Source organism: Ardenticatenales bacterium, from assembly GCA_020634515.1.
Taxonomy (GTDB): Bacteria; Chloroflexota; Anaerolineae; order Promineifilales; family Promineifilaceae; genus JAGVTM01.
On sequence record JACKBL010000001.1, the window covers coordinates 870,774 to 885,642 of the forward strand.

Annotated in this window: 11 protein-coding genes; 7 read left to right on the plus strand and 4 right to left on the minus strand. The window is 60.5% G+C overall.

Going from position 1 to position 14,869, the window contains the following annotated elements:
• Positions 1–12 precede the first annotated feature (12 nt).
• Positions 13–1,533: a glycosyltransferase family 39 protein gene (locus H6650_03315; GenBank protein MCB8951022.1), complete on the minus strand. Its 1,521-nt coding sequence runs from the start codon at positions 1,531–1,533 to the stop codon at positions 13–15.
• Positions 1,523–3,592, minus strand: coding sequence for a glycosyltransferase family 39 protein (locus H6650_03320; protein MCB8951023.1), 2,070 nt, complete (start codon positions 3,590–3,592; stop codon positions 1,523–1,525). Before H6650_03320 ends, H6650_03315 begins: the two co-directional genes overlap by 11 nt.
• A gap of 335 nt (positions 3,593–3,927) precedes the next feature.
• Here H6650_03320 and H6650_03325 point away from each other — a divergent pair, with 335 nt between their 5' ends.
• Positions 3,928–4,836, plus strand: coding sequence for a hypothetical protein (locus H6650_03325; GenBank protein ID MCB8951024.1), 909 nt, complete (start codon positions 3,928–3,930; stop codon positions 4,834–4,836).
• A 311-nt stretch (positions 4,837–5,147) separates the two neighbouring features.
• Positions 5,148–6,350, plus strand: a complete 1,203-nt coding sequence (locus H6650_03330; GenBank protein ID MCB8951025.1) for an ATP-grasp domain-containing protein — start codon at positions 5,148–5,150, stop codon at positions 6,348–6,350.
• Between the two features lie 48 nt (positions 6,351–6,398).
• Here the strand turns inward: H6650_03330 and H6650_03335 are convergent, their stop codons facing one another.
• Both H6650_03335 and H6650_03340 read right to left on the minus strand, forming a co-directional pair.
• Positions 6,399–7,613, minus strand: coding sequence for an MFS transporter (locus H6650_03335; GenBank protein MCB8951026.1), 1,215 nt, complete (start codon positions 7,611–7,613; stop codon positions 6,399–6,401).
• Between the two features lie 165 nt (positions 7,614–7,778).
• Positions 7,779–8,615, minus strand: coding sequence for a WYL domain-containing protein (locus H6650_03340; GenBank protein MCB8951027.1), 837 nt, complete (start codon positions 8,613–8,615; stop codon positions 7,779–7,781).
• Positions 8,616–8,993: 378 nt separating this feature from the next.
• Between H6650_03340 and nusA the strand changes: the two genes are divergently transcribed.
• From nusA to H6650_03365, 5 genes are all read left to right on the plus strand, one after another.
• Positions 8,994–11,000, plus strand: coding sequence for a transcription termination/antitermination protein NusA (gene nusA / locus H6650_03345; protein ID MCB8951028.1), 2,007 nt, complete (start codon positions 8,994–8,996; stop codon positions 10,998–11,000).
• Positions 11,001–11,095: 95 nt separating this feature from the next.
• Positions 11,096–11,434: a YlxR family protein gene (locus tag H6650_03350; protein MCB8951029.1), complete on the plus strand. Its 339-nt coding sequence runs from the start codon at positions 11,096–11,098 to the stop codon at positions 11,432–11,434.
• 231 nt (positions 11,435–11,665) lie between these two features.
• Positions 11,666–13,453, plus strand: coding sequence for a translation initiation factor IF-2 (gene infB / locus H6650_03355; GenBank protein MCB8951030.1), 1,788 nt, complete (start codon positions 11,666–11,668; stop codon positions 13,451–13,453).
• Between the two features lie 39 nt (positions 13,454–13,492).
• Positions 13,493–13,855 (plus strand): 30S ribosome-binding factor RbfA, encoded by a 363-nt coding sequence (gene rbfA, locus H6650_03360; protein ID MCB8951031.1) that lies wholly within the window; start codon positions 13,493–13,495, stop codon positions 13,853–13,855.
• 2 nt (positions 13,856–13,857) lie between these two features.
• Positions 13,858–14,850 carry a bifunctional oligoribonuclease/PAP phosphatase NrnA gene (locus tag H6650_03365; GenBank protein MCB8951032.1) on the plus strand — a complete coding sequence of 331 codons (993 nt, stop codon included), beginning with the start codon at positions 13,858–13,860 and terminating at the stop codon, positions 14,848–14,850.
• The last annotated feature ends 19 nt before the right edge of the window (positions 14,851–14,869 follow it).

Below are 14,869 nucleotides of genomic sequence, written 5' to 3' on the forward strand. Positions count from 1 at the left end.
GCGGCTGGGCATTCACCGAAACTCATAAATGAGCAAGTCATGGAACGCCTGCGTCCCGGCCAATGTGTAATGCGCTTGCAGCCAGGCCAGATGCGGGTGCAACGCTGCGCCCTCTTGCGCCGCTTCGCGGAAAATCACCAGCCAGATGCGCGGGTGTCCCTGGGCCGCCGTGGGCAGGTCGCCGCTCTCCCGCACGCCGAGGGCGGCTTGCGTGGCCGGGTCGAGCGTGTCCGATGGACTGCCGGGTGGGTCGGCGATGAACGTTTGCGGCAGGTCAGGGTCGTAATAATAGGTGGGTAGGAAGGTGAGCTTGTTGCTGTGAATGATCAGGTCGCCGGGCGCAACTTCTTGCCGCAGATAGGCGACGGCTTGTGGAAACGGCGGGCGGGGGAAGGTGGCGTACTGGTAGTGGTACAGCAGCGAGGCGATGACGACGAGCAGCGCCCCGCCCAGGACGCCCCCTTTGATGGCGCGGGGGGCGTGTCCCCAGGGGAGCAGGCGGGCGGCGAGGAGCAGGTAGACGAAGGCGGAGGGCAGGAGGGCGCGCAGGACGTAGATGGGGCGGACCTGGGAGATGAGGAAGGCGAGGAGGATGGGACCAAAGGCTAACCAGGTAAGCAGGCTGATGGCGTCGGGGAAGGGATCGGCGGCGGGGGCGTGGCGTGGATGCCGGCATTCCATCACCACCAAAACCAGAATGAGCAGACTGAACAAAAGCGCAAACGGAAGCAGCCAGGGCGGCAGCCCCTCATTGTCAGCGGCAAAATGAAACACATACAGCGTCTGGACCAACGCCAGCGCGCCCGGACGCTGCGTCCAGTAATTGGTGGCAATCGCCTGAAGCTGGCGCGGCAGCACCCACAGCCAGGGTGCGAATAACGCCAACATGCCCAGATGCGCGCCAACGACGCCGCGCCAATGGACCACCCGCCGTCCGCGCAGCCAACGCCAGAGAATCCAGCCGCCCAGCGCCAGCAGGAAAAGCGCGGCGAGATTGTGCGTGTAGAGGGCCGCCGCGCCGCAGAGCGCGTATGCCGCCCAGTCGAACCCCTTGTTATCCTGCCAGGCGCGCGCAAAAAAGGCGAGCGCGGCAGTTGTGCAGAGGGCCAGCAGCGCGTACATGCGCGTTTCCTGGGCATAGTAGAGCGGGAAGGGGGCCACGGCGGCGAAGAGGGCGGCTGTGGCGGCCACGCGCCGGTCGAACAGGTGCTTGCCCAACAGATAGAGGACGGCGACGGTGGCGACGCCGGCGAGGACGGACAGCAGGCGCACGGCGGCGGGCGTCTCGCCGAAGAGGCGCATCCAGCCGTGCAGGGTAAAGTAGTAGAGGAGGGGGTGTTCTTCGGCGGCGGCGGCCTGGGGGCCAAGCGTGCCGGCAATCATCTCCCCCACCGACCGCTGCGCAAACAACACGCTGAACGCCTCATCATACCACAACGCCCTGCCGCCCAGGTTCACCACGCGCAGCACGGCCGCCAGCAGCGGAATTGCCGGCCACAAACGACGCGGAGAGGGCAGTTGCCTAATCGTCATCTAGCCATTGGTACAGCACATAATCCTGGTCGCCAATCGTGACTATAGGCTGCAAATAGCGCGCCTGTAAATCCGCCAGCACCGCCTGTTCGCGCGGACCCACGGGGTCGAACTGCTCCGCCAGGATGAAGGCGTAGCCCGCTTGATGGAAGAGGACGTGTGTGATGCCCTGACCGCGCCATTGGGCGGCAATGCCGGCAGCATCCAACCCCTCTCCCCGAGCCAAATGCAAAAACGTATCCAGAATCCCATCCGGGCGGCAGTCTGGGCGGCAGAGATAGCTGCGCGGTTCCCAGAGAAACTGCACCCGCGACTCCCCCGGCAGCGCGTTCACCGCCTGCATTGCGGCTGCGTATGGTCCCAGGCGGCGCGCATAATAGCCGTCCACGGATTCCAACCCCACGACGACGGGCAGCGGATTGATCGACAGGAAGTCGCGCGCGGCGGTGAGCAGCAGCAGCGCCAGGGCGAAGTTGACCAGGGCGCGCGCCAGCCAATCGAGCCGCAACCACGGGCGCGCCAGCGTGTCCAGGCGATCCAAAACCAGCCCCCCCATGATGGCCGACGGCGCAAAGATGGGCAGCAGCAGCCGCGTTTGCAGCAGCAAAGCAGAGCGGGCCAATCCGAACAGCCAAAAAGCGGCGTTGACGACCAGGAAGATGAGCAAGAGAAGGACCACGCGCCGCTCTTCTCGCCGCAATGCTCGCCAGACGAGGGGCAGCAGCAGCGGCAGCGTCAACAAAAATGGGCCGATGGTAGCGTCGTAGCTGCTGCTGCCTTCGCTCCCCAGGATGGTGGCTTCCAACGGGGCCAGCAGGAGGCGCATGGGTTGGTTGGGCCAGAGTCCGCTGCCGGCACGATCATAGAAGGCGCCGCGCCAGGCATCCCAATAGAGGGCGTGGTTCAGGAAGAAGGGGTAGATGGGATTGCCGGTGAGGAGCCAGTTTTTCAGCAGCCAGGGGAGGACGAAAATGCCGGCAATGCCGCCCATGCCCGCCAATCTCCCCACCCAGGCGCGCCACCCCGCGCGCCGCGTCGTCCATACCACTATCGCGGCCATTGCCAGCGGCATCACCACCGCCGTGTACTTGACGCCACCCGCCAGCCCAACACTCGCGCTCGCCAACCAGAGCCACCCGCGCCGTTCCTGCCCGGCATGACAGCCATCGCGCCAGCGCAACAGCGCATACATGGTCGCCGTGAAATAGCAGAACAAGGCCATTTCCGCATACGCGCGCGTCATCAGCAGCACGCAGGTCGCCCCGGAGAGCAGCAAAGCCACGGCTGCCCAGGCCACCTGGCGATTGAAATACCGCCGTGCCAGGTCAGCCGTGATGGCCAGCCCCATAAGGCCAAATGAGAAGTGCAGCAAGGGTGGAACCTGGGCGTTGCCCAGCAACAAGCCGAGCGTGTACAACATTTCTGCGTTTTGGGGGAAGCCGAGGTAGGGGAGATCGATCCGGTGTGCTATGCCGCCCCAGGTGAGGTAGAGGCGCGGTTCGGTGAGGTGGTAAACGTGTGCGTCCCAACTGATGTCGGGTGCCAGTGCCAGACCAAGCGCCAGCAGCAACATGCTGAGCGAGAAGAGGCGCAGCCCGCGTTCCCAGGGTGTTTGCGCCGGCGGCCGGCGGAGATGGCGCGCGTCTGTGAGAATACTTTTGGCGTGGGGGAGGCAAATGCCGGCAACAATCAGCACCAACAGCCAGGCCCCCAGCGGGTGAAAGAGTCGCAGCGCCCCCAACCCCAGCACCAACAACGCCAATACGCCCAGCCCCAGACTGCTTTGCAGCGCCAGGCGTAACGCCCCTGTTTCCGCGTCCAGCAGTCGCCCGGTCAGCCGCCGCCCCAACCCCGCGCCCAGCGCGACCATGCCCCCCGTCACCAGAATTGCCGCGCCTGTTCGCCCAGACGCGAGCAGCATCCGGGTGTTGAAGGGCTTGTGCGCCCAAAAGAAACCGGCAATGACAAACGCCAGCCACAGAAGCACCAGCAGCGCCTGGCTCCACCAACGGAGGGAGGCGCGTGACTGTGAGGAGTGGCCGGGCGGAAATGGATTCATATGCTGTGCGTGCCTTTCGTGCGCGAATTTTACCCTACTCATCGCGGGGCGGGCATAGGGCGAGGTAGGCGTCTCTTCCTAACGTCAAGGGGAATCCGGCGACGATGGTGGGGTACTCTCCCCCTTTTGTCGCATTTCCGAATTTGCCGCATGGCGTATAATAAAGAGGAAGTAGCTACTCAACCCCAGAGGGGCGACGCACTTACAAACGGGATTTTTGTCGCGCGCATGGGGACAACGTGCCGTGTCGGTCGGAATGTGGCCGTATATTATCGCGGGCGGTATCATTCGTTTCGGTAACTCTTCAGCCTCCGTTGCCTTCTTCGACGAGAAACATGGATATTTCAGTTCGTCACTTGAATAGTCGCATGGCCGTGCAGGTTCCCATGGAGCTTCCCCTGGGCCTGGTGTTTGTTGTTGGCCGCGTGGAGCATTTGCGGCAGGCGGATGGGGATGATGGCGTTGTAACGTTTGATCTGGTAGAGAAGGGGTATCGTCTGCGCTGCCGCCTCTCGCCGCGGACGACGACGAATATCGCGTTGATGGAAAACACGCGGGCGCGGGCGGGTGGGCATTTGATGTTTGATCCGACGACGGCAAGTTATTTTTTGATTGCGCGGGATGTAGAAAATATGCCGGCATCTCCCCGTCCGGCGGCGCGTTCAGAATTGAGTTCCATTCTCGCCGACGTCAAGAAACGCGCGGACGCAACCCGGCTAACCGTTTCCGAGCTTCCCTATTGGGTCAAGCAAATGGCTCCCCCGGAAGTGCGCGCCGAGATGGGTATGTCTCAAGTTGAATCTGACGAGTACGCCCACGCAATCCCCACCCTTTCATTCAGTAACGCAGAAGCCCTTCCCCCGCGCATTGATCAGGAGATGCTCACTTTTCTCTCCAAAGCAATGGATAGCAAGGAAGACATAGAGCTGACGGCGGACATCCTGACCAGGCTCGCCCCCGACGAGCCGGCTCCTGCCCCAGAACCGGAGTCCGCCGCGCCGCCCCCCGCCGCGGAGACACCGCCGCCGGATCACGAAGCCTCTGCCGCCTCTCTTCCCCCATCACCCGTATCCCCCGAAGAACTGCCACCGCCGCAAACCGCGCCACGGCGCAGCGTTGTCACCGAACTACAGCCGGAAATCGTTCAGGCCAACAACAGCCGCGAGCGACTTCTGCTCTTCGTCATCGTCATGCTGGCCTTGACCTTGTTTGTCGTCATGCTCCTCCTCTTTCTTTCCCTATAACCCTCGCCTGCCCGGCGCGCCCATTCCTCATTTTATCGTAACTGCTAAGCCAGATTGGCCCCATTTTCTCTGGTGAAAATGGACATTGGGCGTGTGAAATTGGTCCAATCTCCAGAGAGCGTTAGTAGTTGCATTTTATCTACCCTTTTGGCGCGTAATTGCTACAATCAATTGCCACGCGCGGAAATCGCCGCACCCAGTCTGGACGTATACAATCGGCGCCAGATGTTGTTTCCCGACCGCTGTCCCGGTTGGTGGCGGCCTGCTGGCGGCCATTCACCAACGACTGCTTCTCTTTTAGGAGACCGCTCATGTCCGAACCCAAAACGATCATTTGTCTAGCCAGTTTTTTCAAGGGGGAAGCTTTCATGCGCCTGTGCAAGGAGGAAGGCGCGCGTGTGATCCTCATCACGAAAGAGAATTTGAAAGACGAAGCATGGCCCTGGGATGCCATTGACGAAGCCTTTTTCATGCCTAACCTATCCAGGCAACCGGACATTACCTACGCCGTCAGTTATCTGGCGCGACACCGTATCGTTGACCAGGTGATGCCGCTTGATGATTACGACGTGCCCACTGCCGCCGATCTGCGTGAGCATTTGCGTTTGCCGGGCATGGGAGCCACGGTCACGCGCTATTTCCGCGATAAGCTGGCAATGCGCATGGGGGCGCAGGCTGGGGGGCTGCTGGTCCCGCCATTCTCGGGTGTCTTCAATCACGGACAGTTGCAGCAATACATGGACCACGTTCCTGGGCCATGGGTGTTGAAGCCCCGCACGGAAGCGGGGGCTATGGGCATCAAGAAGATCAACGCCCAGGCGGAATTGTGGCCTTTGTTGGAGAAGTTGGGGGATGAGCAATCCTTTTTCCTGTTGGAGCAGTTCATTCCGGGTGATGTTTACCACGTGGATTCTCTCATTCGAGATGGGGAGGTCATTTTTGCCGTGGCGCACAAATATGGTCGCCCACCGATGCAGGTGGCGCACCAGGGAGGCGTCTTTATCACGCGCACCTTGCCCCGCGAAGGGGAAGAAGCGACGACGCTGCGCGCTCTAAACGCGCAGCTTATGCGTGCCTTGGGGATGCGGAATGGCGTGTCACACACGGAGTTCATTCGCGCCCACGCCGATGGTCGCTTTTATTTTCTGGAGACGGCGGCGCGCGTCGGCGGCGCGAACATTGCGGAAACCGTGGAATATGCTACGGGGCTGAACTTGTGGCGTGAATGGGCGCGGATGACCATGTGCCAGTTACGTGGGCAGCGGTATGAACTCCCACCCGTGCGCGCCGATTATGCCGGCATTCTCATCTGCCTGGCGCGACAGGAACACCCCGATTTATCCGCTTATCAGGATGCGGAGATTGTCTATCGCCTGCACAAGAAGCAACACGCGGGGTTGATTGTGGCTTCGCACGATGCGGGGCGCATTGAGTATCTGTTGCAGGAATACGGTGACCGCTTCGCGCGGGATTTTCTGGCGGTGGCCCCACCGCTGGACAAAGCCCCGCAGTAGGCTCTTTGGGATTTGATGGGGTCTTGTCATTCAGGGCGTGGCCCATCCTCATGAGGGCGTGGGGGCGGATTCCAGCCGGCGCAAGCGGTAGAGCAGGGGGAGCAGCGTCAGGTTCATTACGCCGAGCAGGGCGAAGAGCCAGCGAAAGTCGATTGTGTCAATCAAGCCCGTAGTCGTGGCCTGCCCCAACCCCGTCCCCACGTTGCCGATAGCCATGAAGATGGCGAAGGTGGCCGCGCCTAGCCGCGGGTCCGCATTGAGCATCGCCAGGGTGACGAAGATCAGCTCCACGGCCGCCAGGCACATGCCCCAGACGAGCGTCATGGTCAGCACGTTTTCCAGCGATGTGAAGAGAGCGATGCCCAACAGCGTGAGCGAGATCAGGACGGTGACGCCCACGCCCCGCGTCCAGATGGTGAATTTGCGATCCAGGGCCATGACGATGCCGCCGCCAATGAGCATGCCCAGGCCGCCCAACGCCGCCGCGTCGCCGACCTGTACCAGGCTGGCCCCCAGACCTTCGTTGGCGAAGAGGGCGACAATGGCATTGGCTCCGTAGGCCACGAAGGAGTAGAGAATGCCGAAGACCATCAGGAGGCGGACGCGCGGCTGCCAGAGGGCGCGCAAGGCATTCCAATCAAACGTGCGTGTGGGGGGACGTTCTTCTGGTTCGCGCACGCGCCATAATAGAAGCAAAGGCGTGAGGGAGAAGAAGGTGGCGGCGACGAAAACGACGCCCCATCCGAATTCCGTGATGACGCGGCCATAGGCGGCGGCCAGCATCACCAGCCCCAGTGACCGCCCGATGACCATGCTGCCCTGGACCAGGCCCATTTCTTCGGGAGGGGTGACATCGACGGCGAGGCCGTCGGTGACGGTATCGTAGAGGGCGACGCCGAGGGCGATGAGCAAGGAGACGGCGAGGAATAGGGGGAAGTAGGTGACGGGAGGGATGAAGGCGGCGAGGCAGAGGCTGCCGGCCGTGATGCATAATCCGCTGATCATGTAGGGAAGGCGATGCCCGCGCCCAAACAGACTCACTTTGTCGCTGAGGAGGCCAATGCCGATCTTGAGGATGAAGGGAATAACGAGCAGGCCGTTGAGCCAGGCTAACTGCTGCGCGGAGGCGTTGAAGGCGCGCAGGTAGAGGTTGTTGAAGACGAGGACGTAGGCGAAGAGCGCGCCTTGTACAAAATAGAGCAGGCCGAACAAGCTTAAACGACCTGAACGACGATCAGTAATGGAGGTGGTGGCTGCGAGCATGGTGGATTCCGGGTGACGAAAGAGCGTGATGCGTTGAATTGTGTTTGGAGATGGGCGGGCCGCACAGGCGATGGCGCGGATTGGTTCAGGACTGATGATGAAATTAGAGATGGAATTGCATCGTCCGTTTGCAGGAGCGGTTAGGAAATGACTTCGTCATCTAATTTAATTTCCGTTCCTTATTTCGGCGGATTGGATGCGGTCAAGGCGGAAGGTGCGTTGCGCCTGCCGTAGATGGCAGAAGGCGACGAGATAGGTGACGCCTTCATATTGGGTGGGGTAGAGGGGGGTGATGGTGCGTTCGGTGCGTTGGTATTGGTCGAGGTAGATGATGTTGAGTTGCCGGCATTCTACCATTGCCGTTTCGATTGAAGCAGGGAGAGAGAATCGCGGCGGAGGGGGCGCAAAGATGGGGCCGCCCTGCGCGTGTAGCAAGTCGCCCACGGTGTCCAGACGGCGCTGCGCCAGCAGTCGCGCCATCTCTTTGAGGACGGCAGCGGTGGTGTAGACATCGCTGAGGGCACGATGGGCGCGCCCGACGCGCACGCCCAGTTTGCTGGCGATGTGTCCGAGGTTATTGCGGCCGAAGAAGAAGTGGCGGCGGGCAAGTTGCAGGGTGCAGAGCCAGGGGTTGGGCAGTGTGGCGGGGGAGGCGTGAATGCCGGCAATATAAAACTCCATGCCCAGGAAACCCGCATCAAAAGCCGCATTGTGCGCGACCAGCAGCGCCCCGTCCATTATCTCCATCAGCCGTGGCTGTAGCAGGCCAAACACCGGTTGCCCAAGCAAATCCTCGTCACGAATGCCATTCACCTTGCTGGCCTCCGGATCCATGGGCCGTTCCGGGTTGATGAGTTGACTTACTTCTTCTACTTTCTGCCAGTTTTCCAGCCGCACCGCGGCCACTTCCACGACGCGATGCCCCAATTCTGGGCGCAATCCAGTGGTTTCGGTATCCAGCACAACAAGGGGGATGTCAGACAGCTTCTGTTCGGCAAACATAGTGGTTGAGTGGGGAGTCGTCAGTTGGTCGTTGTCGGTTGATAGCGCAGCCCACGTCGCGGTTTTAGGAGGGGGCTTTCCATGTTCACAGTCCTTCAGAAACAAAATGGACCGCTGGCATGAGCGCAATCCTTCATGATTATAGCGCGTTGTGGTTGTCCTGGACCATTCTTGCGCAGCAACGGGAATTTGCCGTTCGGCGCGCATTGCCGCTAAAAACCAACTATGCTATAATCTTTGTACTTAGGCGTAGATTGTCATCACCTAAAGTGGGCAGCCCCCACTTTTTTGCTTTATTATAGGGTAAGAACATCGCTTCCCGAAACGGAAAACGGATTTTGGGAAGCGGCACACTCAATTCTCTGTAGGGTTGGCTCCGTGAAAAGTGAATTTCTTCTCGCATTTAATGAAATATGCCAGGCGCGTGGCCTGCCACAAGAAGTCGTCATCGAAGCGCTAAAGACGGCGCTGGTTTCGGCTTATCGGCGCAACGTGAATGCCAGCAGCAACCAACAGGTTACGGTCGAAATTGACCGACACACTGGCGAACCGACGATTTATGCCGAAAAAGAAGTGGTGGATTCGATCATTGATGATCGCACTGAAGTGCGTATTGTGGACGCGCGGGCGGCGGGCTACGCGGACGTGCAAATGGGTGACATGGTGCTGATGGACAGCACGCCACCCCATTTTGGCCGCATTGCCGCGCAGACGGCGAAGCAGGTGATCTTGCAGCGCGTGCGCGAAGCGGAGCGAGAACAGTTGTATGAGGATTTCTCTGCCCGCGAAGGCGAAATTGTCAACGGAACCGTGCAAAGCATCAGCGGGCAAAACATCACGATAGGCCTGGGACGCACGGAGGCGCTGCTGCCGCGCAGCCAACAGGTGGGCGGCGAACGGTATCGCCCCCATGACAAGATTCGTGTCTATGTGTTGGAAGTGCGCCGTACCAGCCGCGGTCCGCAGATTATCGTCAGCCGCAACCACCGCAATTTGCTGCGCCGCCTCCTGGAATTGGAAGTGCCGGAGATCTACAACGGGCAGGTGGAAATTAAGAGCATTGCCCGGGAAGCGGGAGCGCGCTCCAAAGTGGCCGTGATGGCCTTGCAGCCGGGGGTTGACCCGGTAGGGGCGTGCGTGGGGATGCGCGGTGTGCGTATTCAGAGCATTGTGCGCGAGTTGAACGACGAGAAAATCGACGTCATCGAGTGGGATGCGGACCAACCTGCTTTTATTGCCAAAGCGTTGAGTCCGGCGCGCGTCTCGCAAGTTTTCCTGGAAGACCACCCGGAGGAAGGGAAGACGGCCGTGGTGATTGTGCCGGATGACCAGCTTTCGCTGGCGATTGGGCGCGAGGGACAGAACGCGCGCCTGGCGGCGAAGCTGACGAGCTGGCGTATCGACATCAAGAGTTTGACGGAAGCGGCGGCGGAGTCGCTGCAACTGCTGGATAGCCCGGCGGTGGAACGGAATGTGGCGCGCAACAAGGAGCTTTTGGAGCAGGTGCAGTTGGTGCTGGCGAAGAAAGAGGCGTCGCGCCCGATTACGGCGGAAGATTACAATCTCTTGAATCGTTTTGTCGCCAGTACGTTGGGGCGGGTGCTGCGTGAGCGTGCAAACCGGTTGGAGGAGAGCCGTAAGAAGCGGTTGGAGGCACGGAAGCAGGTGCCGAAGGAAGCGTGGGAGGTGTCGATTGATGTGTTGGATTTGCCGGCACGTGTCATGAACCTCCTGAAGGAAAATGAACTCGCCAGCGTTGGCGATGTGCTTTTCCAGATTGAACTGGGTGATGAAGCCCTGCTTGATTTGAAAGGGTTTGGCGAAAAGTCGCTGGAGACACTCCAGGAAGCGATTGAAGCGTATTATGCCGGTGTGGTAATGCCGGCAGAACCGGTCGCCGCTATCATCGAAGAAGTGGAAATAGAAGCCGCCCCGACCATGGTGGTGGAAGAAGCCGAAGAGGAAGAGGCCGCGCCGGAAGTTGTCGCGGCTGCCGCCGTGAGCGTGGAAGAGGCGGAAGTAGAGGAAGAAGAAGAAGAAGAAGTGGCCGAGGCGGAAGCGGAACCGGAACCGGTGGTGGAGGCGGAAGTTGTCGCGCCCCCCGTGGCCCCGCTGGACGACCTGGCCGCACCGTTGGTGGAACCCGTGGCGCCGAAGAAGCCGGCCAAGCCTAAGCCCACGATTGTCGTGGTTACGGAACCCGCGCCGGGAGAAACGGAGCAGGTTGCGGATACGACGGGCGCGCGCGCGGGCACCAAAAAGCCACACAAGGGCAAGCAACTGGTCTACAATGAATCGACGGGCGAAGTGGTAACGAAGCGGAAGCGGAAGGGCAGTCGCCGCCGCGAAAGCTGGGAAGATTATGACGAGTTCGAAGATTTTTAATCATGGACATCAGGTAGCCTGAGCATGTTCTGGCCAGCAGCACCTGACCAAGACGCGGGCGTTGTTGCGTTGGTGTCGGAATGAGCGTGACGAGAATGCCGGCAAAAACGCAACCACGCCGCAAACACGTACCACAACGTACGTGCATAGCCTGTGGGCAAAAGAGCGACAAGCGCCGCCTTACCCGGTTGGTGCGCGTGCCCGATGAGGGCGTTGTCGTTGACCCCACCGGCAAACGCAACGGGCGCGGCGCCTACTTGTGCGACCGTCCCGCCTGTTGGGAGAAAGCCCTCAGCAGCGCGATTCTGAATCGGGCACTGGGCGGCGAGTTGACAACCGCGGAAAAACAGTCAATCGCGGCACATAAGCCGGTCACCGTTGACCGTGAGCAGTCACAGACAGGGAATGATGAACATCATGTAATGACACGTTGAGTTTCCCTGCGTGCGACTGGCTCAACACGGCAGCAACCCAGGTGGCCGGCGCTTTGGCGAGGACAGGTTCCTGACCCTTCCTCACAAGGTGTCGGCTATCTTTTTTTGCGCGCCTGCGCGCCCGGTCCAACACGGCCCGGTTGCCACAAATCCGTCAAACACCGCGAAGCTGACAGTAAAACATTTACAGAACCGGTTTGCGTAGACCGTATTACAGCGCAGGGAGAATCTATGACGACTCCAATAAAGAAATTAATTGAACTGCCCGATTTCATAACCGTTCGTGATCTGGCGACGATGATGGATATTAGCCCAATTGTCGTCATCAAGGAGTTGATGACGAGCGGTATCATGGTAAATATCAATCAGCAGATTGATTTTGATACGGCGGCTATCGTCGCGGGTGAACTCGGGTTTGAAGCGGTGCCGTTTGCGGAGGAAATGCCGGCAGAAGAGGAAGAAGCCGACCGTCCCGCATGGCGACAAATCCTGGCGCACGAGGAAGAGAAAAACCTCGTGCCGCGCCCCCCCGTCATCACCATGCTCGGGCACGTAGACCACGGCAAAACCTCCCTCCTCGACGTTATTCGCTCCACCAACGTCCAGGCCGGTGAAGTTGGCGGCATCACCCAACACATTGGCGCTTACCAGATCGAACACGAAGGCAAAACTATCACCTTCCTCGACACACCCGGCCACGAGGCCTTCACCGCCATGCGTGCCCGCGGCGCGCAGGCCACCGACATCGCCATCCTCGTCGTCGCCGCCGACGACGGCGTCATGCCCCAGACGCGCGAAGCTGCCGACCACGCCCGCGCCGCCCACGTCGCCATCATCGTAGCCCTCAACAAGATCGATCTCCCTGCTGCCAACCCCAGCCGCGTCAAACAACAACTGGCCGAAATTGGCCTCGTCCCCGATGATTGGGACGGCGACACCATGGTCATTGAAGTCTCCGCCAGGGAACAATGGGGCATCGAAGACCTGATCGAAGCCATCTTGCTCATTGCCGAAGATTTGCGTCCGCGGGCCAACCCCAACGCCTCCCCCACCGGAACCGTCCTCGAAGCCCGTATTGAAAAAGGGCGCGGCGCGATGACGACCTTGCTCGTGCAAAACGGTACGCTTAAAGTTGGCGACACCCTGCTCATCGGCGAACATTATGGCCGCATTCGCTCCATGTTTGATTATCGTGGCAAGCGTACGCAGAAAGCCGGCCCCTCCACCCCCGTGTCTGTCTCCGGCTTGAACGGTATTCCCCAGGCCGGCGACCAGTTCGTCATCGTGGAAAACGAGAAAACGGCGCGCAAGGTCGTGGCGGAAATGACCCTGGAGCGCGGACGGGAAGTGAAGGAGAAACGCGCCGCCACCCTGGATGATTTCTTCGCCCGGCTGCTCGAGGGCGAAGCAAAAACCCTGAACCTGATCATCAAGGCCGACGTGCAAGGCTCCCTGGAACCGATTGTCACTTCCCTGAACAAACTGAATCAGGATGAAGTCAATCTGGAAATCTTGCGCGCTGCCACCGGCGACATCACCGAAAACGACATCATGCTGGCTTCCGCCTCCGATGCCGTTGTTCTTGGCTTCAACGTTTCCGTGGACCCGGCAGCCCGCGTTACCGCCAGCACCGAAGAGGTGGAAATCAAGCTGTATAGTATCATCTATCACTTGCTGGAAGATATTGAGCGAGCCATGCGCGGCATGTTGGCGCCCCAATACGAAGAGGTCATCATTGGCCGCGCCGAGGTGCGCCAGATCTTCCACATTCGCAACGTCAGCACGGTGGCCGGCTGCTTCATGCGCACCGGCGAGGCACGCCGCAACGCCAGCGCCCGCGTCATTCGCAATAACACGCTGCTTCATGCCGGCAATGTTTCCAGTCTGAAACATTTGCAAGAAAACGTGCGCGAAGTGCGGGCCGGCTTTGAGTTCGGCGTTTCCCTGGCAAACTGGAATGACATCAAACCGGGCGACATCATTGAGTTCTTCGTCTCGCAACGCAAAGAAATCGTGTAACGCGCGGCCTGACCGTCCTGTTCATCTTTGGATACGGCTATGAGTAAAATACGACAGCAGCGCACCGCCGAGCAAATTCGCACCCTCTTGAGCGAACTGATCCTGCGCGAACTGCGCGACCCGCGCGTCCAGGGTGTGACCATCACGGAAGTGAAGATCGACCGCGAACTCCAGTCCGCCGACATCTACGTCGGCGCCCTGGGGGATGATGCGCGGGAAGAGGATGTGATGGCCGGGCTGCACAGCGCCAGCGGCTTCATGCGCCGCGAATTGGGCCACAGCTTGCGTTTGCGCACCGTGCCCATGCTGCATTTCCACTGGGATCCCACCCTTTTCCAGGCAGAACACATTCACCAACTACTGGACCAACTCGGCGACTTGGACGCTGACGAAGAGGAGTAAGCGTGCCCCCGGAAACGACCACGGCCGTTCTGGATACTTTGCGCCCCGCCCAAAATATCCTGATCATTACCCACATCGCCCCTGATGGCGACGCCATTGGTTCCCTCACGGGCATGGGCCTGATCCTGCGCCAGATGGGCAAAAACGTCACACTGGCTTGCGACGATCCCGTGCCCGACCATCTGCGTTTTTTGCCGGACGTGGACGCCGTGCGCCAGCCCCAAATCGAAGGGGCGTTTGACCTGATTGTGGCGGTGGATTGTGGTGATGAGGAGCGCATGGGGCAGTCGCTGACGCTGCTGGGTAATCCACGCCCGCCCATTCTGAACATCGACCACCACATCACCAACACCTGCTTTGGCGTCACCAACCTGGTGGATGGCACAACCACGTCCACGGCGGAAATCCTCTTCAATCTGCTCCCCGTTTTGGGCGTGTCGCTCACGCCGGACATTGCCCGCAGTCTGCTTACGGGCATCGTCACGGACACGCTGGGCTTCCGCATTGCCGGCGTGACGGCGCAAACCATCAGCGCCGCCAGCGTCCTGATGGAAGCAGGCGCGGACCTGACGATGATCACCATGCAGGCATTGAACCTGAAACCGCTTTCCACTTTGCGTATGTATCAGAAAGGGCTGGCAAATATGCAGCTCCGCGACGGCTTGTTGTGGACGTGTGTCAGTTATGCGGAGCAGCAGGAGGTGGGGTATGACCAGGCCAGCAGCGCTGGGTTGGTGAGCATGTTGGGCAACACGAGCGAGGCGGCGTTTGGCGTGGTGCTGATGGAGATGGCGGATGGGCGGGTGAGCGTGGGTTTTCGCTGTCGCCCGCCGTGGAGCGTGTCAGAGTTGGCGACCAGCCTGGGCGGCGGCGGTCATGCGTTGGCCTCTGGCTGTACCATTTCGGGGCCGTTGGCGGCGGCGGAGCAGTTGATTGTGTCCCGCGGCCTGGCGGAGATTAAACGGCAGGTGGCGCGGGCGGCTGCCGCGGGATGACGTGGGCGCGGCGGCCGCC